The sequence below is a fragment of the Rhizobium sp. LjRoot254 genome (genome assembly GCF_964254105.1).
Lineage (GTDB): Bacteria > Pseudomonadota > Alphaproteobacteria > Rhizobiales > Rhizobiaceae > Rhizobium_E.
In genome coordinates this window covers 4,864,462-4,889,884 of the sequence record NZ_CAXUSM020000001.1, presented here as the reverse complement: position 1 = coordinate 4,889,884, position 25,423 = coordinate 4,864,462, and the positions used below count along the sequence as shown (strand labels likewise).

The window sequence follows — 25,423 nt, the reverse complement described above, 5'->3', positions numbered from 1 at the left end:
ACCGGTTAAGAGCCTGCGTCCGGGTGGCATCTCCCAAGACCGCCACCCGGGCGCAGTGTCCTCTCAAGACAGGCATCGAGCCTGCGTAAATATCCTGGGGAGCACGAATTCATGCGTTCAAACACAGTCGGTTGGCTGATGCTCGCTCCGACGATCGCGATCCTCGGCATCTTCGGCATCATACCCTTCATCTACGTGCTCTATGTCGCGTTCCACCAATGGAACCCGTTCGGCGCCAGCCCCGACATGATTTATAACGGCGCCAACAATTTCCGCCGTCTCGTCTTCGACGGCGAGTTTCTGACGTCCATCTGGTACACCATGAAATTCGCCTTCTTCGCGGTGGCAAGCGAGGTCGCGTTGGGCTACCTGCTCGCGCAGCTGTTCATGAAGGAATTTCCCGGCCGCGGCTTTTTCCGCACGATCCACACATTGCCGCTGATCGTCGCGCCCATCGTCGTCGGCTCTGTCTGGCGCCTGATGACGACGCCCAGCATCGGCATCATCCCCTATCTCCTGAAGAGCTGGTTCGGCTACGATCTCAATATCGGCCGCGATCCCACCACCGCCTTCGCGCTGACCGTCATCATGGATATCTGGCACTGGACGCCGCTGGTGACGTTGACGCTGCTTGCGGCACTGCTCGCGCTGCCCAAGGAACCTTTTGAGCAAGCGCAGATCGACGGCGCCAACCGCTGGCAGATCTTCTGGCACATCACGCTGCCGATGATCCGCCCCGCTATTCTGGCGACCGTGTTCATCCGCCTCATGGATGCGCTGCGCACCGTCGATGAAGTCTGGATGCTGACCTCGGGCGGGCCGGGTGCCGCCACCCGCTATGTCGGCCTGCACATCTGGAAGATTGTCTTTCCCAAGACCGACTACGGCTACGGCGCGGCAATCTCGGTGATCGTGCTCTATCTCACGCTGGTCATGTGCTGGATACTTTACGTCTCGCTCGTGGCGCGGCGCGAACGGAAGAGGACATTCTGATGCAGAGCCGCAATCCGTTGATCTACCTGGTGTTTTGGCTGTTTCTCAGCCTGCTGACGCTGTTCCCGATCTATTGGCTCTTCGTCATCTCGGTGAAGCCGGCGGTCGATCTCTTCACCACGCCGAGCCTGTTCCTCGATGTGATCTACTGGAAGAACTACGTCAACGTGATCGGCAACGAGACGCTGCGCGGCTATATGCTGAATTCGATGATCATATCGAGCGGCAATGCGCTGCTGGTGACCACGCTGGCGTTCCTCGCCTGCTACGCGCTTTCGCGCTACGATCTCCCCGGCAAGGAGAATATCTTCTTCTGGACGATCACCAACCGCATGGCGCCGGCGGCGGTGTTCCTGCTGCCGTTCTTCCTGCTTTTCACCCAGGTCTTCACCTTCGGTGACTGGAAGCTCTATGACACCAAGATCGGCATGATCCTGCTCTACTGCACCTTCAACCTGCCCTTCGCGATCTGGACGCTGCGGCCGACGATCGACGGCATCCCGAAGGAATTGGATGAAGCCGCGACAGTCGATGGCGCCACGACCTGGCAGGTCATTTCCGAGGTGATCTTTCCGCTTGCCCGCCCGGGTCTTGCCGTGACGCTGATCCTGACCTGGGTCTTTGCCTGGAACGAGTTCCTGCTGGCGGCAACACTCACCAGTTTCAACGCGCGTACCATCACGACGGGCCTATCCGAATATGTGACGACGACGGGCACCGAATGGGGCGCGATGGCCTCGATCGCGGTCATCACGCTGATCCCGGCGCTGATCATCTTCTCCGTCGTCCAGCGCCATATCGTCGCCGGCCTCACCTTCGGCGCGGTCAAGGAGTAAGCCATGCAGCAGCCAATCGAAGGCGAAAACCCCGATCCGGAACTGGAGGCCGCGCCAGTGAAGCCCGCACAGACCGGCTTCCTGCCGATCGTCACCAACTGGTTCGACCGCGTCTTCGTCGGCATCTACCTGTTCGTCGCGCTCGAGCTTTTCTGGATGCGGTTCCTCGAACAGGCGATCCCGCTGACGGTCTGCCATGTGCTGGCTATCGCACTCGGCGTGCTGATCGTTTGGCGCGGCTGACGACTTCTAGGGAAAACAGGACAAAGACAATGAAATCGCTGGTGTTGGAAGAGAAAATGAAGCTGTCGCTCCGGGATTTCCCGATCGAGCGGGAAGAGCGTCTGGGACCACGCGACGTGCGCATAAAGCTGCACACAGTGGGCATCTGCGGTTCCGACGTCCACTATTATACCCATGGCGGCACCGGCGTCTTCCAGGTCAAGGCGCCGATGATCCTCGGACACGAGGCATCCGGGATCGTCATCGAGACCGGCGCCGAGGTGACCTCGCTGAGGATTGGCGACCGGGTCTGTATGGAGCCGGGCATCCCCGACCCAAACAGCCGCGCCACGCGGCTTGGAATGTATAATGTCGATCCAGCGGTTCGTTTCTGGGCGACGCCGCCGATCCATGGCGTGCTCAGGCCAACCGTCGTCCACCCCGCAGATTTCACCTTCAAGCTGCCCGACAACGTGTCCTTCGCCGAAGCCGCGATGGTTGAACCGCTGGCGGTCGGTGTGCACGCTGCCACCAAGGCGCAGGTCAAGCCGGGCGATATCGCTCTGGTGATCGGTGCCGGCCCGATCGGCCTTGTGACGGCGCTTTCGGCGCTGGCCGCCGGCTGCGCCCGGGTCTTCGTCAGCGACATCGACGACGTGAAACTGGAACTGGCGGCGAAGCTTGGGCCAATCACGCCCATCAATGTCTCGAGACAGGATCTCGCCAAGGAAATCCTGGCTGCCACCGATGGCTGGGGCGTCGAGATCGTGTTCGAATGTTCGGGCCATGCCAAGGGCGCCGAAGGCGTGTTCGATCCACTGGCGCCCGGCGGCCGTGTGGTCTTCATCGGCTCGCAGGTCCACACGATCAACTACGACGTCGGCAAGGCCATGGTGCGGGAGGCGCGCGTGGAACATGTCTTCCGCTATGCCCATGTCTTTCCGCGCTGTGTCGCGATGCTGTCCTCGGGCGCGATCGACGTGAAGCCGCTTATTACCCGCACGTTCGATTTCGACGAAAGCGTTCGCGCCTTCGAGATCGCCGCGTCCGCCCCCAAGGGCGAAGTCAAGATGCAGATCGCGCTGCCGCAGTAAAAGGAAGAGAAATGGCCCACGTCACCGTCAAGGACGTCATCAAGAAATACGGCGCGATGCAGGTCATCCACGGCGTCGGCATCGATATCGCCGATGGCGAATTCGTCGTGCTGGTCGGCCCGTCCGGATGCGGCAAGTCCACGCTGCTGAGGATGATCGCAGGGCTCGAGACGATCTCCGGCGGCACCGTCGATATCGGCGGCAGGGTGGTCAACGACGTCCTGCCGAAGGACCGCGACATCGCCATGGTCTTCCAGAACTACGCGCTCTATCCGCACAAGACGGTCGCCGACAATATGGGCTTTCCGCTGAAGCTCAAGGGCGCCCCGAGGAGCGAGATCGAGGCCAAGGTCCGCAAGGCGGCCGAAATCCTCGATCTCGGCAAGCTCCTCGACCGCTATCCCAAGCAGCTCTCCGGCGGCCAGCGCCAGCGTGTTGCGATGGGCCGTGCCATCGTGCGCGATCCGCAGGTCTTCCTGTTCGACGAACCGCTCTCCAACCTCGATGCCAAGCTGCGCGTGACCATGCGCGTCGAGATCAAGGAGCTGCACCAGCGGCTGAAGACCACCACCATCTACGTCACTCACGACCAGATCGAGGCCATGACCATGGCCGACAAGATCGTCGTGATGCGCGATGGCAGGGTCGAGCAGATCGGCGCACCGCTCGACCTCTACGATCGCCCGGCCAATGTCTTCGTTGCCGGCTTCATCGGGTCACCATCGATGAATTTCGTCACCGGCAAGCTGGTGAACGAGGCCGGCCGGCTGTCCTTCGTCAGCGACAAGGGAACTGTGCTGCCCGTACCCGAAGGCACGGCGAACCACGCCGAGCCGGTCGTCTACGGCATCCGCCCCGAGCATGTCGATGTCCGCACCGATGGCTTGCCGGCCACGATTTCGGTTCTGGAACCGACCGGTTCTGAAACGCAGATCTTCGCCCATTTCGGCACGGACCCGATCATGGCGGCCGTCCGCGACCGGATCACCGCCCGCCCGGGCGAAGCCATTTCGCTGAAGATTGACCCCGCGCGCGTGCACCTGTTCGACGCCAGGAGCGGCCGGCGCCTTTGATCCCGGCATAGAAACGGAGCAGCAGATGTTTTTCGAGAAATTCAGGATGGATGGCCAGGTCGCAGTGATCACCGGCGGCGGGCGCGGCATCGGCCTTTCCTGCGCCGAAGCGCTCGCGGAGGCGGGCGCGCGCATCGTCATCATCGACCGCGATGACGCCGTGGCGGAGTCGGGCCGGCAAGCGCTGGCGACCAAGGGCGTGCAAGCGGACAAATATGTTCTGGATGTCACGGATTCGGCGGCGGTGGACAAGGCAGCGGCGGATATCTTCGCCAGGCACGGCCGCATCGATGTGCTGGTCGCCAATGCCGGGATCGCCCGCACCGGCGCCCGGGCGGAGGATACGCCGGATGAATTGTGGCTCAATGTCAACGACGTGAACTACAACGGCGTCTTCTGGTGCAATCGCGCCTTTGGAAAATACATGCTGAAGGCCGGGCGCGGCGCGATCGTCAATATCGGTTCGATGTCCGGCTATATCGCCAACCGCCCGCAATTCCAGACCTATTACAACGCTTCCAAGGCGGCGGTGCATCACCTGACCGCCTCGCTCGCCGCCGAATGGGCCGATCGTGGCGTCCGCGTCAATGCGGTGGCGCCGACCTATATCGAAACAGAGATGACCAGGAACATCGTCGACAGGTCGATGATGGATGTCTGGATTCGCGACACGCCCATGGGCCGCATGGGCCAGCCGCACGAGATCGCCTCGGTGGTGCATTTTCTGAGCTGCGATGCGTCGAGCTTGCTCACCGGCGCGACGGTGAAGGCCGATGGCGGCTTCACCATCTGGTAGGGAGGATCATTCATGGATTTTACGGACAAACACGTGGTGCTGACGGGCGCGGGCAAAGGCATCGGACGCGCGACCGCGCTGATGCTTGCACGACGCGGCGCCAGGGTAACGGCGCTGTCGCGATCGGCAGCCGATCTCGAAGACCTCAGAAGCGAGATCGGCTGCATCCCGATCGCGGTCGATCTCGCCGATCCCGAGGCAACGCGCGCCGCAGCAATTCGGGCGCTGCCTGCCGACTACCTGATCAACTGCGCGGGAACGACCGAACTCGAATCCTTCCTCGACCTCAAGGTGGAGAATTTCGATCTCCTGCTTGCCGTCAATGCGCGGGCACCGATGATCGTGTCGCAGGAATATGCCCGCGAGCGCATCGCGAGCGGCAGGAAGGGCGCGATCGTCAACGTTTCGAGCGTTTCCTCTTTCATCGGCTTTGCCGACCATGCCGCCTATTGCGCGTCCAAGGGGGCGCTCGATGCGATGAGCCGCGTGATGGCCAACGAACTCGGCCGGCAGGGCATCCGCGTCAACTGCGTCAATCCGACCGTGACGTTGACACCCATGGCCCTCAAGGCGTGGAGCGATCCGGCAAAGTCGTCCGGGATGCTGTCGCGCATACCACTTGGACGCTTCGCGGAGCCCGACGAGGTCGCCGAGGTGATCCTGTTCCTGTTGTCGGACGAAGCATCGATGCTGCACGGACTGGCCATGCCCGTCGATGGCGGTTTCATGGTGAACTAAAGCTCGGCCGACGAGACCCCGTATGGCCCTGCGCCAATTCCGACGGCACTTGAAGCCGCCAACTTATATTCGAAGGATTCCTGCATGACACGCTTTGACGCAAAGATCGCCCGGATCAGGGCCGGCAATTACAAGCGCACGGATTTCATCATAGCCGACGCCAAGGATGGCGACATGGGGCCGAGCATTCCATCCTGCGGCCCCAAGCTCGAAAAGGATTGCTCGTTCACGCGCTACCGCACGCGGGCGGAATTCCTTGGGCAGGTCAAGGCCGTGATCGCGCAGGATGTCGTCGATATCATGCTGACCTCGGCGTCGAACCTCGAACTGCTGGTGGAAAGCGGCGCCTACGCGGCCAGTAGTGTGAAACCCGCGATCCGCGCCAATGATACGACGGATATCTGGGTGGGACGCGGCGCGACTTATTCGAAGCATCCGTCGCGGCCCTATCGCACCGCCTCGCTGTCGGTGAACCGGCGCCATACTGATCTCGGGCTCTATTCGATCACCTTCAACAACGACATCGACGCCGACTACGATTCGCTGCTCGCTTTCCTCGATTTCGTCGAGGATGCCGATGACAACGGCTTCAAGTATTTCCTCGAAGTGTTCAACCCGAACGTCGATACCGGCATCGCGCCCGAACTCGTGCCGCACTATGTCAACGACTGCATTTGCCGTGCGCTCGCCGGGTTGACGCGCGCCCAGCGGCCGCAATTCCTGAAGATCCCGTTCAACGGCCCGAAGGCGCTGGACGAGCTGGCATCCTACGACCCCAGCCTGATCGTCGGGGTCCTCGGTGGCGGCGCAGGCACGGCACGCGATACGTTCGAACTCATCCACCAGGCTGAAAAATACGGTGCCCGCGTGGCGCTGTTCGGCCGCAAGATCAACCTCGCCGAGGATCCGCTCGCGATGGTGAAATACATGCGCGCCGTGGCCGATGGCGACCTCGCACCGCAGGAGGCGGTCAAGGCCTATCATGGCGCGCTGCAGGCCGCCGGGCAGAAGCCGCTGCGGGCGCTGGAGACGGATATGGAAATCACCGAGAAAGTGCTGAAGTCTTAATCCGGCGAGGGAGGAGAACATGGCCGGAAACACAAGGTGCGGGTTCATCGCCGGCGGTACCTGGTGCCTGGACCGCAACCGCAAGATCGATGCCTGGCCGAGGGAGGATAGCGTCGGCATCGCCTGGGGGCTGGAGGAGCGCGGCGGCGGCCCGGCCTGCAATCTCGCGGTCGATATCAAGCGGCTCGATCCATCCATTCCTGTCGAGACCATTGGCCTTATCGGTAACGATGACGCCGGTCGGAAGCTGCTTGCTGCAGCCGACGCGGCCGGGCTCGAACGGCGGCAGATCCATGTCAGCGATCAGGCGCCGACGCACTCGACCGAAGCTTTCATCTCGCAGGCGAGCGGTCTTCGCACCCATATCTCCGACCTTGGCGTATCGGCGCTTCTTTGCCCCGATCATTTCGATTTTTCCAGCACGACTGCCCGGTTTATGCATCTCGGCCTCCCCGGCATTCATCCCAAGATGGATGCGCCATGGCAGGGTGACGAGAATGGCTGGGTGACGGTGCTCAAGGCGGCGCGTCGGGTGGGGCTGGAAACCAATCTGGAACTCTGCACCGTCACGCCCGAACGGCTGCGCGGCCTCATCCTGCCATGCCTGCCACATCTCGACACGCTGATCGTCAACGATAGCGAGATCGGGGCGCTGGCCGAGGCGATCACCGTCCGGGATGGCAAGACCGATGTTGAAGCCTGCACCGCCGCATCCGCCGCCATTTTGCAGCAAGGCGCGATGCGCCTCGTCACCATCCATTTTCCCGATGGGGCGATCACGGTTAGCCGCGACGGCGCCAGCGTCTTCGTGCCCTCCGTCAGGGTGCCGCCCGAGGCAATCGTCGGCCCCAACGGTGCGGGCGATGCCTTCGCGGCGGGCTTCATGTACGGCCTGCATGAGAACTGGCCGATCGAGGAATGCCTCGGCCTCGGTCATGCGGCAGCTGCCTGCTCGCTGAGGACCGCCGGGACCACTGACGGGGTGGTCGGCTGGCGAGAATGCCTCGACATCGCACGCCGGTGGGGCAACCGCTAAGGGCACGCCACGACAGGATTTCAACATTTCATCCGAAATAGAAGGAGACGGACATGGTCAAGCATTTGGAAGGCAAGGTAGCGGCGATTACAGGCGCCGCCTCGGGCATTGGCCTGGCGAGCACGCGGGCGATGATTGCCGAAGGCGCTCGCGTGGTGCTCGTTGATCGCGATGAGAAGGCGCTCGACAAGATCTGCGCGGAACTCGGCGATGCCGCTATCCCGCTGGTGATCGATCTTCTCGATCCCGCAAGCTGCGCGACCCTGATGCCGTCGATCGAGAAACTGACCGGACAGCTGGATATTTTCCACGCCAATGCCGGCACCTATATCGGCGGCGACCTGATCGAGGCCGAGACTGCCGTGATCGACCGGATGCTCAATCTCAACATCAATGTGGTGATGAAGAATGTTCATGACGTCCTGCCGCACATGATCGCGCGCGGATCGGGCGACATCGTCGTCACCAGTTCGGTCGCCGGACATTTTCCGGTTCCGTGGGAGCCGGTCTATTCGGCATCGAAATGGGCGATGACCTGCTTCGTCCAGACCGTGCGGCGCCAGGTAAACCGGAAGGGCATTCGGGTGGGCTCGGTGTCACCCGGCCCGGTGATCAGCGCTCTGCTCGCCGACTGGCCTGAGGAGAATCTCAGGAAGGCAAAGGAATCGGGCAGCCTGATCGAACCGGTCGAAGTGGCCGATGCCATCATCTTCATGCTCACGCGGCCACGCAATGTCACGATCCGCGACGTCGTCGTGCTGCCGACGAACTTCGATCTTTGAGAAGGAATCGATAGCCAGGGAGCAAGCCAATTGCTCCCGCTTCTCCCCTTGGGGAGAAGGTGGCGCGCAGCGTCGGATGAGGGGTTGCGCGAAGCGCATCGAACAATGGGAACCCCTCATCGCCTCGCTGTGCTCGGCACTTCTCCCCAAGGGGAGAAGAGGGAGTTTGTGGCCGCGCTTCAACGGCAGTCAGTCAGCCTACCCGCCAATCATCAGCCTGACCACCTCGTCATGCGTGGTCTCGCCGATATTGCGTTCTCCGGCGACGATGCCCCGCCGCAGCACGACGATGCGGTCGGAAACCGCGAAAATATCCTGCAGGTTATGCGAAATGAAAAGCACGCCGCGCCCCTGCGCCTTCAGCGACTTGATCAGGGAAATGACCTTGCGCTGCTCGGGCACACCGAGCGCCGCGGTCGGTTCGTCCATGATCAGGATCTTGGCGTTCCAGTAGACGGCCCGGCCGATGGCGACGGCCTGGCGCTGCCCTCCGGAGAAATTGCTGACCGGCGCGTCGAGGCGTTTCACGTGGAAATCGAGTTTCGCCATGGTCTGGGCGGCCGCCTCGGCCATCGCCTTGCGATCGAGCACCGGCAGGAAGCCGAACATCTTGCGCATCGGCTCGCGGCCGAGGAAGATATTGCCGCCGATCGTCAGGTTGTCGGCGAGCGCCAGATCCTGGTAGATCGTCTCGATGCCCAACTCGCGGGCTTCCTGTGGCGAGCGGAAGGTGACCGGCTTGCCCTCGATCAGGATTTCGCCCGAGGTCGGCGGATAGACGCCCGAGATCGCCTTGATCATCGTGGTCTTGCCGGCACCGTTGTCGCCAGCGAGCGCCACCACTTCACCGGGGCGGACCACCATGGAGCAGTCTTCGAGCGCCCGCACCGCGCCGAAATAGCGCGAGAGATTGCGGACTTCGAGCAGTGGTGTCTGACTATTCATCCTGCTTTGCTCCACCACTGAACTTGCGCTGCGCCTGGTCGATCAGCACGGAGATGATGATCACGATACCGACGGCGATAAATTGCCAGAACGGTTCGACGTCGAGAAACACAAGCCCGTATTGAATGACGGCGATGACCAGCGCGCCGGCGACCGTGCCGAGGATAGAGCCCGAACCGCCGAACAGGCTGGCGCCACCGATGACGACGGCCGCGACGCTATCGAGCAGTAGCGGCTCGCCCGCCTGCGCCGCGCCGGCGGTGAAGCGCGCGGCATAGAGCGCGCCGCCGAGGCCGGCGCACATCGCCGACAGGATATAGAGCTTCAATATATGCTTCTTGATGTCGATGCCGGCGCGGCGGGCCGCCTGCACATTGGCGCCGATCGCATAATTGTGCTGGCCGAAACGCGTCTGGCTCAGCACGTAATGCATGACCAGCACGAAAACAGCGGTGACGATGACGAGATAGGGAATGCCGTAGAAGCGGCCATTGCCGAGCATCGCGAACCAGGAATTGGACACCGGGACGGTCGTGCCGCCGGCAAGCAGGAAGGCTGTGCCGCGCGCCACGCCGAACATGCCGAGCGTGCCGATGAAGGGCGGCACCTTGAGGCGGGAGATCAGCAGGCCATTGATCGCGCCGGGAATGCCTGCAGCGAGCACCGCGACAAGGATCCCGATCAGCATGGCAACGGGTAGAGGAAGGTAAATGCCGGCTATGTTGGTGATATGCGCCGCAACGACGGCGGCCAGTCCCATGATGAAGCCCGTGGAAAGGTCGATGCCACCCGAGATGATTACATAGGTCTGGCCGATCGCGATCAGCAGCGGCGCCACCGCGAAAACGGCGACCGACTGCCAATTGTAGGACGAGAAGGCGAACGTGCCGCCGAAGGAAATCCGCGCCCAGACTTCGAAGATTATGATCAAGGCAGCGAGGAATAGCCAGGCGCGCAATTGGGCGATGCGCTGGACGATCGTCTTGGCGACTTCACTGTGATCGGCCTGCGGCGCGATATGTGTTTCCGCCTCATGCGACACGGCGTTCTGTTCTGTCATTGACTGTTTTTCCGACAGCGGAAGGTAAACTCCGCTCTAGCAAATTGCAGAGGCGGCACCTCGCTTGGAGATGCCGCCCGAGCGAAACCAGAAGATCAATCCGAGTAGATGAACTTCGCGACGTTTGGATCGGTCACGTTCGACTTGTCGATGACCGTGAAGCCGGTGCCGATCGAGATCGGAACCGAGTTGCCGGTCAGATGCGCATAGGCGACCATGAAGCCGAAATAACCGATTTCAGCCGGATGCTGGGCGATCGCAAGGTCGACGAGGCCGGAATTGATGTTGTCGACGATGCTGGTCGGCGCATCGAAGGCAACGACCCGCACCGTGCCGGTCTGGCCCGCCTGCTGGACGCCGTTTGCTGCGCCGAGAGCGGAGAACAGATTGGCGCCGAAAACGCCGGCGAGATCGGAATTGCGGGCGAACACCGCCTGCAACTGCGACGCGGCCTTGTTGGCGTCGTTGTCGTTGAATTGGGTTTCCAGAACGGTGATGCCGGGATGGTTGGCCATCTCCTTCTTGAAGCCTTCCTCACGCTGGTCGGTCGTGGAAATGCCGGGCTTCACATTGGACACATAGACCTTGCCCTTGTCGCCGATCGCCTTGGCAAGCGCACGTGCAGCGATCTCGCCGCCGAGTACGTTGTCGGACGCAACATAGGAAAGCGGGAAATCCGCATCGCCCGCGCCGGTCTGGTAGACACCGCTGCCGATGAACGTATCCACCGTGATGACGGGGATGCCGGCATCGGATGCATTCTTCAGCGGCTGGATGAGCTGGCTCTTGTCGGTCGGCGCGATTAGGATCGCATCCGGGCGTTTCGCCACGACGGCATCGAGAACCGGCACCTGGGTGACCGGGTTGAAATCGGGAGCGCCCTGGAACACCAGTTCCGCGCCCACGGCCTTGGCCGCGGCTTCCGCACCCTTGCGCATGGTGATGTAGAAAGCGTCGGTGGTCAGGCCCGGGATCAGTGCGATGGTGAATTTCTTGTCTTGCGCATTCGCGCGGCCTGTTGCGGCGACAGTTGCCGCAGCCGCCATACCGGCAGTCGCTTTGAAGAATGAACGGCGCTCCATGGTCTCCTCCTTATGGGCTGTTCGTCTCAATCTGGTCGTGGCCGGTCAGCTCCTCAACTGGGCCGGTTGGGTGCATAATTGCCGTTTATAGCGGTTCGTCAAGTGAAATTTGTTCCAGAAAAATATTTCTAGATAATTTGGTGCTTTGCGCAACTTTTTATACGAAGACTCTGCTGGTCAGTCCAGCAAATCGAGAATGGCCTGCGCAGTGGTCGTGTCGGTTGCGAGCGCATTGATCATGCCGGAGCGCACGGCGCCGATGATGCCACGTGCCTTTTCCGGCGTCGCGGCAATGCCGATGACCAGCGGGGTGGCCCGGAGTTGATCGGGGGAAACGGCGATCATCCGCTGCTCGCCATCCCATTCAAGCAGTTCGCCATCCTGGTTGATATAATGACGGATCACGTCGCCGACCGCCTGGTTGAGCGCCTTCTCGTTGGCGGTCGCGGCACTCGCCTCCGGCGGGTTTATCGCATGCGGCAGACCGACGCCGACGATCGCCGCATCCATGTGGTCCCACTGGGTCAGGACCTCCTTGACGGTCGGATCGTTGATGAAGGCATCGCGCAATTCCGGCGATGGAAGATAGGGCGCGTGCAGGAAATGCGGCGTGCCGCCCATCCGTTCGGCGGCTTGGCGGACGAATTCGTTGATCTGGAAATGTGCCGCCGCCTGCTGCATCCCGCCGGTCATCGGCACGGTAATGACACCAGGAATGCGCGGCAGGCCGGCCCCCACGACTTCGCGGATTGCCCGGCCCCAGCCGATGCCCAGCACCGAACCGGACTTCAGGCCGGTTTCCTTCAGCATCGTATCGACCGCACTCACCAGAGCGCCCAACCCTCCGGAAACCGGCGCATCGACCACCTGCGCCTGCTTGAGGCCGAGCTTGGCGATCAACGCAGTCGTGATTTCCTCTGGCGTTGCGAGATCGATCACCTCGATGCGGACGATGCCCACGGCACGCGCCTTTTGCAGCAGCCTCGAAATCGTCGCGGTGGAAACGCCCAGCTTCTTGGCAATATCGACCTGGGCCATGTCGGCTTCATAGTGAAGCTTGGCGACCATGTGCAGCATTGCGCGCGTGGTTGGGGTTTCCTGGGCGGGTTGAGGAGGCAGCTTGCAATTCCTTTCAGAAACGTGTTACACGATTGGCCGATCGATGAGTTATCGCTCAAAAACGCCAGTTCCGCAATGTGCTGCATTCGAATGCAGTAGCCCGAGAAAATCCGTGCAGTGACGGATTCTCGGAACGCGTTCCTGCGCGCTCTGGGACGATGCTCGAACTTTACACTTTTCGCCTGATGCGGCGGGTTGAGGATGATATCATGACAGGCATGACGACGGCTGAATTGCGTGGATACCAGCAGATTTGCGGTGCGGACGGCGCCATGATGGTGATCGCCTGCGACCAGCGTGGCGGCATGCGGACCCTGCTGGAGACTGATCCCGATAAACAGGCCGCGATCAGCAACGATATACTCGGCTGCACCAAGGCCGATATCACGCGCTATCTAGCGAGCAAGGCAGGCTGTGTTCTGGTCGATCCCATCTGCGCCGTGCCGCATCTGGTCGATGATGGGGTTCTGCCAAGGGAAACCGCGCTGTTGATCGGGCTTGATGCATCCGGCTGGGATACCTCGCCAGAGGGCTACCGCCTCTCGAAGCTGGTGCCGGATGTCGATGCCCGCAAGGTTCGCGACCTCGGCGCGACCGGCGGCAAGATCATGGTCTATCTTCGCATGGACAGGCCGGATGCCAATACGCACAACATTGCGATCCTCAAGCAATGCATCGATGATTTTTCGCGCGAGAACCTGCTGCTGGTGGTGGAATTCCTCACCTATCGGCTGGAGGGAGAAAGCGCAGAAGATTATGCTGGCAAGGTGCCTTGGCTGATCGTCGAGGGCACGCGCGCATCGCTGGAATGCGGGGCGAAGGTCTTGAAACTGCCTTATCCGGGAACGCCGGAGGCCTGCCGCGAAGTCACTAGGCTTGCGGGCAATGTCCCCTGGGCGGTGTTGTCCGCCGGCGTCGATCACGAGACTTTCCTCGGCCAGGTTGAGATCGCCATGCAAAACGGCGCATCGGGCGTCATCGCCGGACGATCGCTCTGGAAGGACTGCATTTCGCTCGACCGTGAGGTGTCCCGCAAGAAGCTGTCGACCATAGCCGTTGGCCGGCTCGACGAGATCAAGGCGGTCATCGCGCGGCATTTCCGTAAAGGTACAGCCGCATTGCAAAAAGCCGGGTGAGACGCATGACGGGAGGCAACACGGCGATCGGGGTTGATGTCGGCGGCACCAATATCCGCGTCGCCCGCGTTTCCACCGATGGACGCATACTGCGGAAAGTCCTCGGCAAGAGCGATACCGATCCGGCACAGGCGCTGGCGCGGATTGTGGAGATGATTAAGGCGGTCGATACGCCGGATGTCGCAGCGATCGGCATCGGCATTCCCGGCCGCGTCGATTACCGGCAGAGGCTGGTTCTCTCCGGTGGATATCTCGATCTCTCAGGTGTCGAAGCGGCAAAATGGATCGAGGATGCAGTCGGCAAATCAGTCGTCATCGACAACGATTGCAGCATGGCGCTGGTGGCGGAGGCTGCCGTCGGCGCAGCCAAGGGTCATCGCAACATCGTGATGCTGACCATCGGCACCGGCATCGGCGGCGCGATCATGGAGAATGACGAGATCGTCCGTGGCGCCCGCAGTGCGGGCCAGCTCGGCCATATCACCGTCGATTTCAACGGCAGGCCATGCGCCTGCGGCCGGCGCGGCTGCGTCGAGACCGAATCCTCCGGCACGGCGCTCGGCCGGCACATGGAAGAAGCGGGCTATCCCGCCGCCACGCGCGCCGACGCATTGCTCGCATTTTGCCAGGCCGGCGACGATAAGGCGCTCGGCGTCATCAGGCGTTGGGCCAGACCTTTGCGCGCGGCGATCGATACGATTTCCGCGACACTCGATCCGGAGATTGTCCTGCTGGGCGGCGGGCTGGGCGTCGAGGCGCGGGAAGCGCTGAATTTCGTGCCCGGCCAGTCTTCGTGGTTCAAGACCGAGGTCCGCGCCGCGTCCCTGTGCGACGATGCCGGCATGATCGGGTCGGCGCTTGCAGCGCTCGGCGGCGTCCGTGCGAGGCAAAGGGGCGGCAAATCCGTGCTGATGGTCAACGGCATCCCGGCCTCGGGAAAAAGCCGCATGGCACACGAGATTTCCGCGCGCACCGGCTGGCCGGTCCTGTCGCTCGACACAATCAAGAACCCCTTTCTCGAGCATCTCGGCGGCGCCGACAGGCTATTCAACCGCACGCTGGGCAAGGCGAGCTACCAGTCGATCTGGTCGATCGTGCGCGATGCGCCGGAGGGATCGTCCTTTATCATCGACGCGTGGTTCGGCTTCCAGCCGATGGACCTGCTGCGCGAACACATCGCCATGTCAGGCGTCGGCAACCTCGCCGAGGTCTGGTGCCACGCACCGGGCGAGGTGCTGGCTGAACGCTATGCGGCACGTCTCGATGAGCGCCCCGCCGGCCATCCCGGCGCATCCTATATTCCGGAACTGATTGAGCTCGCCAGCCGGGCCGAACCGACAGGCTTGGCACCCCTCTACCGCTCCGATACGACTATGCCGGCATCCTACGATGCGATCGCGGCCTGGGCGCGCTTGGAACTCGGCAAGGGAGGGTGAGATGACCGACGCCAGCACAGGCATCAAAGCCGGTTGCCAGACATATACCTGGGAAATGCTGGGCAAGGGCATCTGTGACATACGGGCCGTGATCGATATCGCCGCCGCCGCGCCGCGCTTCAACGGCTGGCTGGTGCTGGAGGAGGAATCCGATGCCGCCGCTGCCGACCCGGCGCGCGCCGTCAAGACCAATCGCGAAACGATACGCCGCCATGGCATCTGAGGAGAGATCATGATCGCCAAGGAAGACCGGCGCCTGCGTGTCGGCGTGCTGGGTTGCGGCCCGATCGCACAATTCGCTCATCTTGAATCCTGCATCAAGGCGCGCAATGCCGATCTTCATGCGATCTGCGACGCGGCACCCGACCTGCTGGCGCGCATGGGTGCCACATACGAGCCTAGCCGGATGTACAGCGATTACGATGCGATGCTGGCCGATCCCGAACTCGAGGCTGTGATCATCGCCACATCGGACGCCTACCACGTCCCCATGTCGATCAAGGCGCTCGACGCCGGCAAGCACGTGCTCTGCGAAAAACCCACCGGCGTAACGATCGAGGAGGGCGAGGCGCTGGCTGACGCCGTGAGACGCTCAGGCAAAGTACTGCAGGTCGGGCACATGAAGCGTTTCGATCCGGCGCTTGAGGCCGCGCGCGATTTCGTCCGCGACGACATTGGCGAGATCTTCGCGCTAAAAGCCTGGTATTGCGATTCCACCCACCGCTACACCAATACGGATGCGGTGCAGCCCCTGCCGGTCACCAGCAAGTTGGCGCGGAAGCCGGCCGGCAATCCCAAGGCCGACTTGCGCCAGTATTTCATGCTGGCGCATGGCTCGCATCTGGTCGATACCGCCCGTTTTCTCTGCGGCGAGATCATCGCTGTGCGCGCCCGGCTGCTGGAGCGCGCCGGCGCCTATTGCTGGTTCGTGGAGACGGAATTCGCCAATGGCGCGCTCGGCCATCTCGACCTGACCGTCGCGGTCCGCATGGATTGGCACGAGGGTTTCCAGCTCTATGGCGAGAACGGCTCGGTGCTCGCCAAGACTTTCAATCCTTGGTACCTGCGCGCCAGCGAAGTCGAGATCTTCCACGAGAAGGACGCCACGACCCGCAAACCGCTCGGCGCCGACGGCCATTTCTTCCGCCGGCAGCTGGAAGGTCTGGCCGATACCGTGCTGACCGGCGCACCCATGCGCGGTGCCGCTATCGAGGACGGCATCGCGTCCATCCGCGCCATGGTCGCCATCGCGCGCTCCGTCGAAACGGGCGAGCGAGTGAAGCTGGCCGATGTCACGGGGTCGGTCTGATGAAACTCGGCATATTCGCGAAGACTTTTCCCGGCACTGATCCGCATGAGGTGCTTGCTTCCGTCCACGACAACGGCTTTGCCACCGCGCAATTCAACCTCGCCTGCGTCGGCTTGCCCTCCATGCCCGACGCAGTTCCTCCCGAAACGGTCGCCGCGATCCGCAAGGCGTCGATCGCAACCGGCGTTTCGCTCTGTGCGCTCTCCGGCACATACAATATGGCGCACCCGGACAAGATCGTGCGCGACACGGGCCTGAGGCAGCTTCGAACCGTCATCGAAACCGCTGCGGCGCTAAACATTCCCCTAGTGACGCTCTGCACCGGCAGCCGCAATGCCGAGGATCAATGGGCGCATCATCCCGATAACAGCGACCCATCGGCCTGGGCGGATATGGCGGCGGGGATGGCGCGTGCGCTTGAAATGGCCGAACAACACGGCGTCGATCTCGGCATCGAACCGGAACAGGCAAATGTCGTCACGTCTGCCGCCGACGCCATGCGGCTGATCTCGGAAATGGGGTCGAAGCGCCTGCGCGTCGTCCTCGATCCCGCCAATCTCTTTGAACGGGCCGATCGCCAGCAGGCCGCCGCGATCGTTGCAAAGGCAATCGAGACCGCCTCTGGGCATATCGCCATGGCTCACGCCAAGGATCGCCACGCAGACGGACGCTTTGCCACATCAGGCGAGGGCGTGGTGGATTTTCCGGCTTTCATCTTGCGCCTTCGTGCGACTGGCTTCGATGGTCCGCTGGTCACGCACGGCCTTGCAGCTTCCGAGGCGCCCGGTGTGGCAACGTTTCTTGCGGGGCTCGTGACATGAGCACCGTCTTTCGCCTGGCTCGCAGCGATGTGGAACTCGTGGTTCACGACCACGGACGCGGCATGCCGGTTTTCTTCCAGCACGGACTCGGCGGCAGCCAAGCGCAGGTCGCGCAGGTTTTTCCCGACGACGGAAATTGGCGGCGGATCACCATCGAATGCCGGGGCCATGGCGCATCCACGCTTGGCACTGCGCGACCGTTCTCAATTGCGATGTTTGCTGGCGATATCGTTGCGGTCGCGGACCAATTGGGTATCGATCGCTTCGTCGCGGGCGGCATTTCCATGGGTGCGGCAATCGCACTCCATCTCGCCAAGGCCTGCCCGGGACGGGTTGCCGGGCTGATCCTGGTCCGTCCCGCCTGGGCGTTCGAGCCCGCACCGGAGAACATGGGGTCGATCCGCGAAGTGGCGGAAATGATCAAGTCCCATCCGCTTCATGAGGCCCGGACGATCTTCGAACAATCGGAAACAGCCAGGCGTCTTCGCGTGGAAGCACCAGACAATCTTGCTTCCCTGCTCGGCTATTTCGATCGCACCGACATCAGCGCCTTTGCGGATGTGCTGGCCGACATCGCGGCTGACGGAACCGACGTCTCCGAGGATGATGCGGCGCGTTTCAATATTCCGACGCTCGTCATCGGCAACCGACAAGACGCCGTACACCCCATGGCGACCGCCGAGCACCTGGCGAACGCGATCCCTGGAGCCCGCTTCGTCGAAGCGCCGGCCAAGGCATCCGACGCGGCCGCACATTCCGCCAGCGTACAGACCGCTATCCACCGCTTCCTCACCACGCAATTCAACCATCGGAGCCTCGCTGCGTCATGACATCGAAAACTCTCTCGGGTGCGGCCGCTATCGCCGCCCTGCCGCGTGACAGGCTGCTCGGCGAGTTCTCGCTGTGGTCGGCGGATCTCGCCAACATGCAGCGCGACCTCGAACGCATCGAACCCTATGTCGATATGCATCACATCGACGTGGCCGATGCCCGCTTCACGCCGGGCTTCCTGTTCTTTCCGGATTTTGTTGCCCGCATCGCAGCGCTGACGGCGAAGCCGATCCATGTCCATCTCATGGTCGAAGAGTCAATCGTCGAGGAACAGGTTCGCCAGTTCATCGAGGCCGGCGCCGATCTCGTCAGCGTCCATGCCGAAACGGGCGCGGCCGGATTGCGCGCCGTGAAGCTTGCCCGAGAACTTGGCGCCGAAGCGGGCGTGGTGCTGCGGCTGGAAACCCCAGTCGCCGCGGCTGAGCCCTTCCTCCAGCACGTGGCCTTCCTCACTTTGCTCGGCACCTCCATCGGCGTTAAAGGCCAAAGCCTGTCGGAAAACGCCTGCGACCGCCTCACGGAAGCACGGTCGCTGATGCAGAGCGCCGGACGTGAAAGCGAAATCATCCTTGCGGCCGATGGCGGCATCCGCGAACAGACGGTTCCCCTGCTTCGCGCCGCCGGGGCGGAGACGGTCGTGCTCGGTTCGCTGGCTTTCGGTGACAGGGACCTGCCCGGCCGCATCGCCTGGCTGCATGGATTGGAGAAGGCTGCCTGATGTCGCGTGTGGCACTGGCCTTCGATCTCGGTGGAACCGACCTGCGAGCGGCGCTTGTCGATGAGGCGGGCGCATTGCTGGCCTTCGCATCCATGCCGACCGAGGCCCGTGCCGGCCCGCAGGCTGTCGTCGAACAGATTGTCGCGTTGGCACTAGATGTCCGGGAGCAAGTTCCCGATGCGACCCCGGTCGGGATCGGCATTGGCGCGGCTGGGCCGCTCGATCCGATCGCCGGTATCGTCATCGCGCCGCCCACGTTGTTCGGCTGGCGCGATGTGCCGCTCGGCCAAATCCTGCAGGATCGTTTTAATCTGCCCGTCAAGCTGGAGAATGACGCTAACGCCGCAGCGATCGGCGAATGGCGGTATGGCGCGGGCCGGGGCACTTCCTCGCTGGTCTTCGTGACGGTATCGACCGGCATCGGCGGCGGCGTGATCGCTAATGGCCGCATCCTTCACGGACGGCGCGGACTGGCTGCCGAGATCGGCCATATGACCATCACCGATCACAGCGAACGTTGCTTCTGCGGCGGCATCGGCTGCTTCGAAGCCGTCGCTTCGGGCAGCGCGCTCGGCACCAAAGCGACCGCGATAACCCGGTCGGGTGACGGCTCGGCTCTTCGTGCGCTGTCGCGTGATAGTGACGTGACCGGCCGGCATGTGATCGAGGCCGCGCGCGGCGGTGACGAAACCGCACTCATACTGATTGCCGAAGAAGGCCGCTGGCTCGGTATCGGCTTCACCAACCTGCTGCATCTTTATTCGCCCGACGTCATCGTGATGGGCGGCGGCATATCCGCCGGCTTCGACCTGCTCGAAGGCACGATCCGCGCCACCATTCGAGAACGAGCGATGACCGCCTATCGGGATGTGCCGGTCGTTCCGGCGGAGCTTGGCAGCCACGCCGGCCTGATCGGGGCGGCAAGCCTGGTGCTGCGTCCATAGGCGCATTCCCTCAAAGCAGTTCATGCACCTCGTCGATCGAGGTCTCCGAGGTCGGTTTGTCGAAGACGATCTCGCCGCGCGCCATGGCCACGATCCGGTCGCAGGATTGGAAGACGTGCTGCATGTTGTGGGAGATGAATATCCCGGTCAGGCCCTGCGCCTTCAGGCCGCGCACGAAGCCCAGCACCTTGTTGGTTTCCTTGACCGAAAGGTGGTTTGTCGGTTCGTCGAGGATCAGCACCTTCGACTTGAAGTGCATGGCGCGCGCGATGGCGACGCCCTGCCGCTGGCCGCCTGAGAGTTCGCCGACCAGCGCATCCGGCGAGCGCAAATGCAGATCGACATCGGCAATCGCCTTGACGCTTTCCTCGCGCATGCGTTTCTGGTCCATGGTCCCGAAATTGCCGATGCTCCACTTCAACGGCTCGCGGCCGATGAACAGGTTGCGAGCGATCGACATGGTCGGGATCATCGAATTGTACTGATAGATCGTCTCCAGCCCGTGGTTCATCGCATCCTTGGGCGAGCGGAAATGCACTTCCTTGCCCTCGATGAAAATCTGGCCATCGTCCTGGTGATGCACACCGGACAGGATCTTGATCAGCGTCGATTTGCCGGCGCCATTATCGCCCACCAGCCCGACGGATTCGCCCGGATGGATGGTCAGCGAAACATTCTTCAGCGCATGCACGCCGCTATACCATTTCTGGAGACTGCGGCACTCGATGATTGGTGTGCTCACTTGTGCGCCTCCAGCTTGATCTTGCGCGACATCTTGCCCATCCACGCATTGGCGACCACGGCGAACATGGTCAGCACGCCGATCGCGAACTTGAACCAGTTGGAATCGACACGCGACAGCACAAGACCGTTGTCGATGACGCGGATGAGCAGCGTACCGATGATGGCGCCGAACACCGTGCCGATGCCGCCGGAAAGTGCGGTGCCGCCAATGACAGCCGCCGCGACCGCCTGGAGTTCCAGGCCTTCGCCGATCGAGGGTAGCGGCGAGCCGAGCCGCAGCACCTGCAGCAGGCCGGCAAAGCCCGCCAGCATCGAGCACAGCATGAAGCAGATGATCTTCACCCGCTTGACCGGAATACCCATCGAAGCGGCTGCCTCGTTGAAGCCGCCGGTCGCGCGGATCCAGTTGCCGAAATTTGTCAGCGACAAAAATGCTGCTGCGAGGATGGCGATCACTGCGAACCACAGGAACGACATGCGCAAGATCGAGCCCTGCCAGATATAATCGGTGAACAGCCACGTCGGCAGATCGTCGGGCAGGAGCGGTGGAAAGCCACCGGAGATGACGATGGTCAGCGAGCGGGCGATGAACAGCATGCCGAGCGTCGTGATGAAGCTCGGAATGGAAAATTGCAGAGTGATGTAGCCGTTGATCAGGCCGATAATGGCGCAGAGGCCGAGCCCGATCAGCACGGCCAGCGTGAATGGCACGCCATCACCCAGCATCACCGCGATCGACATCGGCATCAGCGCGAACACCGAACCGACCGAGAGATCGAACTCCCCGCAGATCATCAGGATGGTGACGCCGATGGCGACCAGCGCCATTTCAGGCAGCAGGCCCATGACGCCCCTGATATTCTCGAAGGACAACAGGAAGCCATTGGACTTGATCTGGAAGATGATCACCAGGACGATCAACAGGGCAAGCCCGGCCAGTTCCGGCTTATCCAGGTAGATTTTCAGGAAACGTTTCATCGTAATCACTCGAAAAACGGCGCCCTGCCTATGACGGCAGGACGCCGGCGTTTATGTCATTGGCTTTAGCGCAGGCCCTGCTTGGACATTTCCATGATCGTGGGCACATCCTCGGGCCGAACGACGCCCTGTCCCGTATCGATATCGGACGGTGTGAGGCCGGCGGTCTTGTAGAGATAGGCCTGCATCACGGGCATGAAGCCCTGCATGTAGGGCTGCTGGTCGATCTGCACCTGCACATAGCCTGATGTCATCTGCTGCAGCACTTCCGGCACCAGGTCGAAGCCGCCAAGCAGCACCTTGCCGGGCTCGACTCCGCGATCCTTGAGCACCTTGGCGACGCCGGCATGCCAGTAGCCGGTGTCGAAATAGGCGGTCGTGTTGGGATTGGCGTTGAGATAGGCGCCGATGCGGTCGGCGGTCAGCGCGAGGTCGGTCGCAGAATCGATGCGGGTGATGGTGATCTCGCGATCTTTGTGCTCGGCCTTGTATTCCTCGAGATATTTCATCACGCCGCCGGCGCGCTGTTCGGACCAGGTCTGGCCCGGCGCATTGACGCCGACGAGCAGGTTGAGCGGCCCCTCCTTGGGGAAGTTCTCGGCCTGCGCCTTGGCGAGCGAATAGCCCGCGGCGACGAAGCCCTGGCCGATGAAGGCCTTGCGGGCGTTACCCTTGGCGCCTTCGCTGTCATCGACATTGACGGCGAGCACGAGGATGCCGGCATCGGTCGCTTCCTTGATCACGGCGTCATAGGCCTTGTCGTCGACGATCGCGACGAAGATGGCGTCCGGCTTGGTGGCGATCGCCGCCTGCAGGTTGGCGATGGCCTGCTCGACCGAGCCTTCCTGCTGGGTCAGGATCAGCTGGCAGGTTGCCTCGACGCGGGCGCAGCCGTCGTCAAAACCCTTCTTGACAGATTGCCAGAACGTGTTGGACGCCGACGAATGGCTGATGAACGTGAGGTTCAGTCCTTCGGCATGGGCGCCTGACGCCATCATCGACAATCCGAGCGCCGTACCGGCGATTAACTTTCTAAACATGCTTTCCTCCCTGGTTAAAATAGAGCTGATGTTTCGATCAGCTTGCTCCGTCGAACAATTCCGCCCGGGCGCGGGCGATTTCGGGCAATGAGTTGAGGATCTCGCGCAGGTGCAGGCGAAGAGCCTCCTCGGCAGCGGCCTTGTCGCCGGCTGCAATGGCATCGACGATCCGTTCGTGCTGGTCGATGAGGCGGTTGATCTGCATGTCGTCGACGCTGAGGAAGCGGACGCGATCCATCTGCGCCTTGACGCTTTCGATCACGCTCCAGGCATAGGCCTTGCCAGCCGCAGCGGCGAGCGTGTGGTGAAAGAGTTCGTCGAGCCGGAGGAACGCGGAGCGGTCGTCATGCGGCACCTTCTTCTGCTCGGCGATCTGGCGGTGAAGCTCGGTGATGGTGTCTTTCTCATGCCGGTCCGCGACAAGCCGGACAATATCCGCCTCGATCGCCTCGCGCACGAACCGCACGTCCATAACCGATGCGACCGAGATCTTGGTGACGAACGTGCCGCGCTGCGGCAGGACGTGTACCAGGCCTTCCTCTGAAAGCTTGATGAAGGCCTCGCGCACCGGCTGGCGGCTCACGGACAGGGTTTTTGCGACATCGGATTCGGAGAGCCGTTCGCCTGGCAGGAGCTCGGCCTGGATGATCTGCTCGCGCAGAATCCGGTAGACTTGCGGGCCTACCGTTTCTCCCAAAGCCACGACGCGAGGCGATCGCGCTGCCAGCATCCGCTGTCCTCCCAGACCACTGTTCCGGCTTGACCGTACTAACCTACTACCATACAAGTCAAGGGCATTTTGAATTCTATGCCACCGCGGCGATCGGAATTCCTGATTGCCAGCCGCCGGCTCTCGTGGGAGGAGAGAGAAATGCAGCCGAAAGTTCTGTTGGAAGCGCGGGATCTTGTGGGCGAGAGCATTCTCTGGTCGCAGGAGGAAAGCGCCCTCTACTGGGTCGATATCGGCGGCAGGCGCATCCATAGGCTGGAGGTCGCCAATGGCCGGCATGACCTCTGGCCGACGCCGGATTTCCCCACTTCGATCGGCATGCGCAAGGACGGCGGGTTCATTGTCGGGCTCTGCCGCGAAGTCTGTCTCTGGCGGCCGGATGGATGTTTCGAGACTTTCGCCGTGCCGGAACCCGGCCTGCCGGGCAACCGCTTGAACGAGGGGCGGGTGGCGCCGGATGGTTCGTTCTGGGTGTCCACCATGCAGAACAACCTCAATGCCGACGGCTCGCCGAAAGACATGGATCGTCATTCCGGCGCCTACTACCGGATCGACCCGTCGGGCAACGTCGAGCAACTCACGCCGAACGAATACGGCATCACCAACACGATGGCCTGGACGAGAGACAACAGGTTCCTGACCGCCGACACGCTGGCCAACGAGATCTATTCTTTCGCCTATGATCCGTCTTCGAAGACGATAAGCGATCGCAGGACGATTGTGTGTGGCTTCGAGCGCGGTCTTCCGGATGGCTCCTGCCTGGATGCGGATGACAATCTCTGGAACTGCCGCGTGGTCGGTGGCAGTGCGGTCGCCTGCTTCGATGCCGATGGCATTCTGCTAAACCTTGTCGAACTACCGGTTTCCTGGCCGACGAGTTGCACGTTCGGCGGCGCCGATTTGTCCACGCTCTATGTCACCTCGGCACGCTTCACCATGTCGGAAGAGCATCTTGCTACCCATCCGCTCGAGGGCAGCGTACTTGCGATCGACGTGAAGACGAGGGGCAATCCTGAGTCGAAATTCGGTTATTGACAGACTGGTATGGTAGAATGTTAATTCAAGTTGAGGAGGAGCGCAAATGGAGTTCGAAAGCAAGAGCATCGTCGTCACCGGCGGCAGCTTCGGCATGGGCCGGGCCTGTGCCGAACGATTTGCCAAGGGCGGCGGATCAGTCCTCATTGTCTCCAATGACCAGGCATCGGTCGACAAGGCGGTGTCCGAGATCGGCGGCCGGACCACCGGCTTCGTCGGAGACGTCCGCGATTCAAAGGCCATGCAAGCCGCCGTCAGCGAAGCTGTTTCAAGATTTGGCGGCGTCGATATCCTCGCCTGCTGCGCGGGCATCCAGCGCTATGGCACGGTCGTCGATACGCCGGAGGATGTCTGGGACGATGTGCTCGACGTGAACCTGAAGGGCATCTACCTCGCCTCGAAATATGCCATTCCTGAGATGCGCAAGCGCGGCGGCGGCGCCATCGTGGCGATCTCGTCAGTGCAGGCCTATGCCTCACAAGCCGGCGTCGCGGCCTATACCGCCAGCAAGGGCGCCATCAACGCGCTGGTGCGGGCGATGTCGCTGGATCATGCCGGCGAAAACATCACCGTCAACGCAGTCTGCCCCGCCTCGATCGACACGCCCATGCTGCGGTGGTCCGCCGATCTCCACAAGGGCGACAGGACCCAGGACGATATGATCGCCCAATGGGGCAAGGGCCACCCGCTCGGCCGTGTCGGCAGGGCGGAGGAAGTCGCGGAACTCGTCGCCTTCCTCGCCAGCGACAAGGCCCGCTTCATCACCGGTGCGGATATGAAGATCGACGGCGGCACCATGGCCAAGCTCGGCATCGTGCTTCCCGAATAGGCGCCCGCACTGCGCGTCCAAACAAATA

Annotated in this window: 27 protein-coding genes and 1 pseudogene; 20 read left to right on the top strand and 8 right to left on the bottom strand. The window is 62.3% G+C overall.

The window, feature by feature from the left end; all coding sequences use genetic code 11:
• Nucleotides 1-111: 111 nt before the first annotated feature.
• From ACSQ26_RS24150 to ACSQ26_RS24105, 10 genes are all read left to right on the top strand, one after another.
• Nucleotides 112-993, top strand: coding sequence for a carbohydrate ABC transporter permease (locus ACSQ26_RS24150; protein ID WP_436013440.1), 882 nt, complete (start codon nucleotides 112-114; stop codon nucleotides 991-993).
• Complete coding sequence (locus ACSQ26_RS24145; protein WP_436013438.1) at nucleotides 993-1,829, top strand: carbohydrate ABC transporter permease; 837 nt, start codon at nucleotides 993-995, stop codon at nucleotides 1,827-1,829. Before ACSQ26_RS24150 ends, ACSQ26_RS24145 begins: the two co-directional genes overlap by 1 nt.
• Before the next feature lie 3 nt (nucleotides 1,830-1,832).
• On the top strand, nucleotides 1,833-2,072 hold the full coding sequence (locus tag ACSQ26_RS24140; protein WP_436013436.1) for a DUF2160 family membrane protein: 240 nt from the start codon (nucleotides 1,833-1,835) through the stop codon (nucleotides 2,070-2,072).
• A 29-nt stretch (nucleotides 2,073-2,101) separates the two neighbouring features.
• Nucleotides 2,102-3,145: an NAD(P)-dependent alcohol dehydrogenase gene (locus tag ACSQ26_RS24135; protein ID WP_436013434.1), complete on the top strand. Its 1,044-nt coding sequence runs from the start codon at nucleotides 2,102-2,104 to the stop codon at nucleotides 3,143-3,145.
• An 11-nt stretch (nucleotides 3,146-3,156) separates the two neighbouring features.
• On the top strand, nucleotides 3,157-4,218 hold the full coding sequence (locus ACSQ26_RS24130) for an ABC transporter ATP-binding protein (protein WP_436013432.1): 1,062 nt from the start codon (nucleotides 3,157-3,159) through the stop codon (nucleotides 4,216-4,218).
• Between the two features lie 25 nt (nucleotides 4,219-4,243).
• The gene (locus tag ACSQ26_RS24125; RefSeq protein WP_436013430.1) at nucleotides 4,244-5,014 is read left to right on the top strand and encodes an SDR family NAD(P)-dependent oxidoreductase; all 771 of its coding nucleotides are present in this window, start codon (nucleotides 4,244-4,246) and stop codon (nucleotides 5,012-5,014) included.
• A 12-nt stretch (nucleotides 5,015-5,026) separates the two neighbouring features.
• Nucleotides 5,027-5,752: an SDR family oxidoreductase gene (locus ACSQ26_RS24120; protein WP_436013428.1), complete on the top strand. Its 726-nt coding sequence runs from the start codon at nucleotides 5,027-5,029 to the stop codon at nucleotides 5,750-5,752.
• An 84-nt stretch (nucleotides 5,753-5,836) separates the two neighbouring features.
• Nucleotides 5,837-6,820 (top strand): hypothetical protein, encoded by a 984-nt coding sequence (locus ACSQ26_RS24115; protein WP_436013426.1) that lies wholly within the window; start codon nucleotides 5,837-5,839, stop codon nucleotides 6,818-6,820.
• Between the two features lie 19 nt (nucleotides 6,821-6,839).
• Complete coding sequence (locus ACSQ26_RS24110) at nucleotides 6,840-7,856, top strand: carbohydrate kinase family protein (protein ID WP_436013424.1); 1,017 nt, start codon at nucleotides 6,840-6,842, stop codon at nucleotides 7,854-7,856.
• Nucleotides 7,857-7,909: 53 nt separating this feature from the next.
• Nucleotides 7,910-8,638 (top strand): SDR family oxidoreductase, encoded by a 729-nt coding sequence (locus tag ACSQ26_RS24105; protein ID WP_436013422.1) that lies wholly within the window; start codon nucleotides 7,910-7,912, stop codon nucleotides 8,636-8,638.
• A 198-nt stretch (nucleotides 8,639-8,836) separates the two neighbouring features.
• Here the strand turns inward: ACSQ26_RS24105 and ACSQ26_RS24100 are convergent, their stop codons facing one another.
• The 4 genes from ACSQ26_RS24100 to ACSQ26_RS24085 form a co-directional block, all read right to left on the bottom strand.
• On the bottom strand, nucleotides 8,837-9,583 hold the full coding sequence (locus tag ACSQ26_RS24100) for an ATP-binding cassette domain-containing protein (protein ID WP_436013420.1): 747 nt from the start codon (nucleotides 9,581-9,583) through the stop codon (nucleotides 8,837-8,839).
• Nucleotides 9,576-10,643, bottom strand: a complete 1,068-nt coding sequence (locus ACSQ26_RS24095; protein ID WP_436013418.1) for an ABC transporter permease subunit — start codon at nucleotides 10,641-10,643, stop codon at nucleotides 9,576-9,578. The genes ACSQ26_RS24100 and ACSQ26_RS24095 overlap by 8 nt, the downstream gene beginning before the upstream one ends.
• A gap of 95 nt (nucleotides 10,644-10,738) precedes the next feature.
• On the bottom strand, nucleotides 10,739-11,725 hold the full coding sequence (locus tag ACSQ26_RS24090) for an ABC transporter substrate-binding protein (protein WP_436013416.1): 987 nt from the start codon (nucleotides 11,723-11,725) through the stop codon (nucleotides 10,739-10,741).
• Between the two features lie 177 nt (nucleotides 11,726-11,902).
• Nucleotides 11,903-12,802, bottom strand: coding sequence for a sugar-binding transcriptional regulator (locus tag ACSQ26_RS24085; RefSeq protein WP_436013414.1), 900 nt, complete (start codon nucleotides 12,800-12,802; stop codon nucleotides 11,903-11,905).
• Between the two features lie 251 nt (nucleotides 12,803-13,053).
• On the opposite strand from ACSQ26_RS24085, the gene ACSQ26_RS24080 reads away from it, so the two are divergent.
• From ACSQ26_RS24080 to ACSQ26_RS24045, 8 genes and pseudogenes are all read left to right on the top strand, one after another.
• A complete protein-coding gene (locus ACSQ26_RS24080) occupies nucleotides 13,054-13,980 on the top strand; it encodes a tagatose-bisphosphate aldolase (protein WP_436013412.1) in 927 nt (308 codons plus the stop codon).
• A 5-nt stretch (nucleotides 13,981-13,985) separates the two neighbouring features.
• A complete protein-coding gene (locus tag ACSQ26_RS24075; RefSeq protein WP_436013410.1) occupies nucleotides 13,986-15,416 on the top strand; it encodes an ROK family protein in 1,431 nt (476 codons plus the stop codon).
• Nucleotides 15,417-15,462: 46 nt separating this feature from the next.
• Nucleotides 15,463-15,639: pseudogene (locus tag ACSQ26_RS24070) on the top strand (sugar phosphate isomerase/epimerase); the annotation flags it as partial.
• A 9-nt stretch (nucleotides 15,640-15,648) separates the two neighbouring features.
• The gene (locus ACSQ26_RS24065) at nucleotides 15,649-16,725 is read left to right on the top strand and encodes a Gfo/Idh/MocA family protein (RefSeq protein WP_436013408.1); all 1,077 of its coding nucleotides are present in this window, start codon (nucleotides 15,649-15,651) and stop codon (nucleotides 16,723-16,725) included.
• The gene (locus ACSQ26_RS24060) at nucleotides 16,725-17,546 is read left to right on the top strand and encodes a sugar phosphate isomerase/epimerase family protein (RefSeq protein ID WP_436013406.1); all 822 of its coding nucleotides are present in this window, start codon (nucleotides 16,725-16,727) and stop codon (nucleotides 17,544-17,546) included. Before ACSQ26_RS24065 ends, ACSQ26_RS24060 begins: the two co-directional genes overlap by 1 nt.
• Complete coding sequence (locus ACSQ26_RS24055; RefSeq protein WP_436013404.1) at nucleotides 17,543-18,376, top strand: alpha/beta fold hydrolase; 834 nt, start codon at nucleotides 17,543-17,545, stop codon at nucleotides 18,374-18,376. Before ACSQ26_RS24060 ends, ACSQ26_RS24055 begins: the two co-directional genes overlap by 4 nt.
• Nucleotides 18,373-19,095 (top strand): ribulose-phosphate 3-epimerase, encoded by a 723-nt coding sequence (locus ACSQ26_RS24050; RefSeq protein WP_436013402.1) that lies wholly within the window; start codon nucleotides 18,373-18,375, stop codon nucleotides 19,093-19,095. The genes ACSQ26_RS24055 and ACSQ26_RS24050 overlap by 4 nt, the downstream gene beginning before the upstream one ends.
• Nucleotides 19,095-20,039: an ROK family protein gene (locus tag ACSQ26_RS24045; protein WP_436013400.1), complete on the top strand. Its 945-nt coding sequence runs from the start codon at nucleotides 19,095-19,097 to the stop codon at nucleotides 20,037-20,039. Before ACSQ26_RS24050 ends, ACSQ26_RS24045 begins: the two co-directional genes overlap by 1 nt.
• Nucleotides 20,040-20,049: 10 nt before the next feature.
• Here the strand turns inward: ACSQ26_RS24045 and ACSQ26_RS24040 are convergent, their stop codons facing one another.
• The 4 genes from ACSQ26_RS24040 to ACSQ26_RS24025 all read right to left on the bottom strand — a co-directional run bounded on the left by ACSQ26_RS24040 (nucleotide 20,050) and on the right by ACSQ26_RS24025 (nucleotide 23,531).
• A complete protein-coding gene (locus ACSQ26_RS24040) occupies nucleotides 20,050-20,781 on the bottom strand; it encodes an ATP-binding cassette domain-containing protein (protein WP_436013398.1) in 732 nt (243 codons plus the stop codon).
• Nucleotides 20,778-21,761: an ABC transporter permease gene (locus tag ACSQ26_RS24035; protein ID WP_436013396.1), complete on the bottom strand. Its 984-nt coding sequence runs from the start codon at nucleotides 21,759-21,761 to the stop codon at nucleotides 20,778-20,780. The genes ACSQ26_RS24040 and ACSQ26_RS24035 overlap by 4 nt, the downstream gene beginning before the upstream one ends.
• 65 nt (nucleotides 21,762-21,826) lie before the next feature.
• Nucleotides 21,827-22,801 (bottom strand): sugar ABC transporter substrate-binding protein, encoded by a 975-nt coding sequence (locus ACSQ26_RS24030; RefSeq protein WP_436013394.1) that lies wholly within the window; start codon nucleotides 22,799-22,801, stop codon nucleotides 21,827-21,829.
• A 37-nt stretch (nucleotides 22,802-22,838) separates the two neighbouring features.
• Nucleotides 22,839-23,531 carry a GntR family transcriptional regulator gene (locus tag ACSQ26_RS24025; protein WP_436013392.1) on the bottom strand — a complete coding sequence of 231 codons (693 nt, stop codon included), beginning with the start codon at nucleotides 23,529-23,531 and terminating at the stop codon, nucleotides 22,839-22,841.
• Nucleotides 23,532-23,672: 141 nt separating this feature from the next.
• Between ACSQ26_RS24025 and ACSQ26_RS24020 the strand changes: the two genes are divergently transcribed.
• Together ACSQ26_RS24020 and ACSQ26_RS24015 are read left to right on the top strand one after the other, a co-directional pair.
• Nucleotides 23,673-24,566 (top strand): SMP-30/gluconolactonase/LRE family protein, encoded by an 894-nt coding sequence (locus ACSQ26_RS24020; RefSeq protein ID WP_436013390.1) that lies wholly within the window; start codon nucleotides 23,673-23,675, stop codon nucleotides 24,564-24,566.
• A gap of 46 nt (nucleotides 24,567-24,612) precedes the next feature.
• Nucleotides 24,613-25,395 carry an SDR family NAD(P)-dependent oxidoreductase gene (locus tag ACSQ26_RS24015; protein ID WP_436013388.1) on the top strand — a complete coding sequence of 261 codons (783 nt, stop codon included), beginning with the start codon at nucleotides 24,613-24,615 and terminating at the stop codon, nucleotides 25,393-25,395.
• Nucleotides 25,396-25,423: the final 28 nt, after the last annotated feature.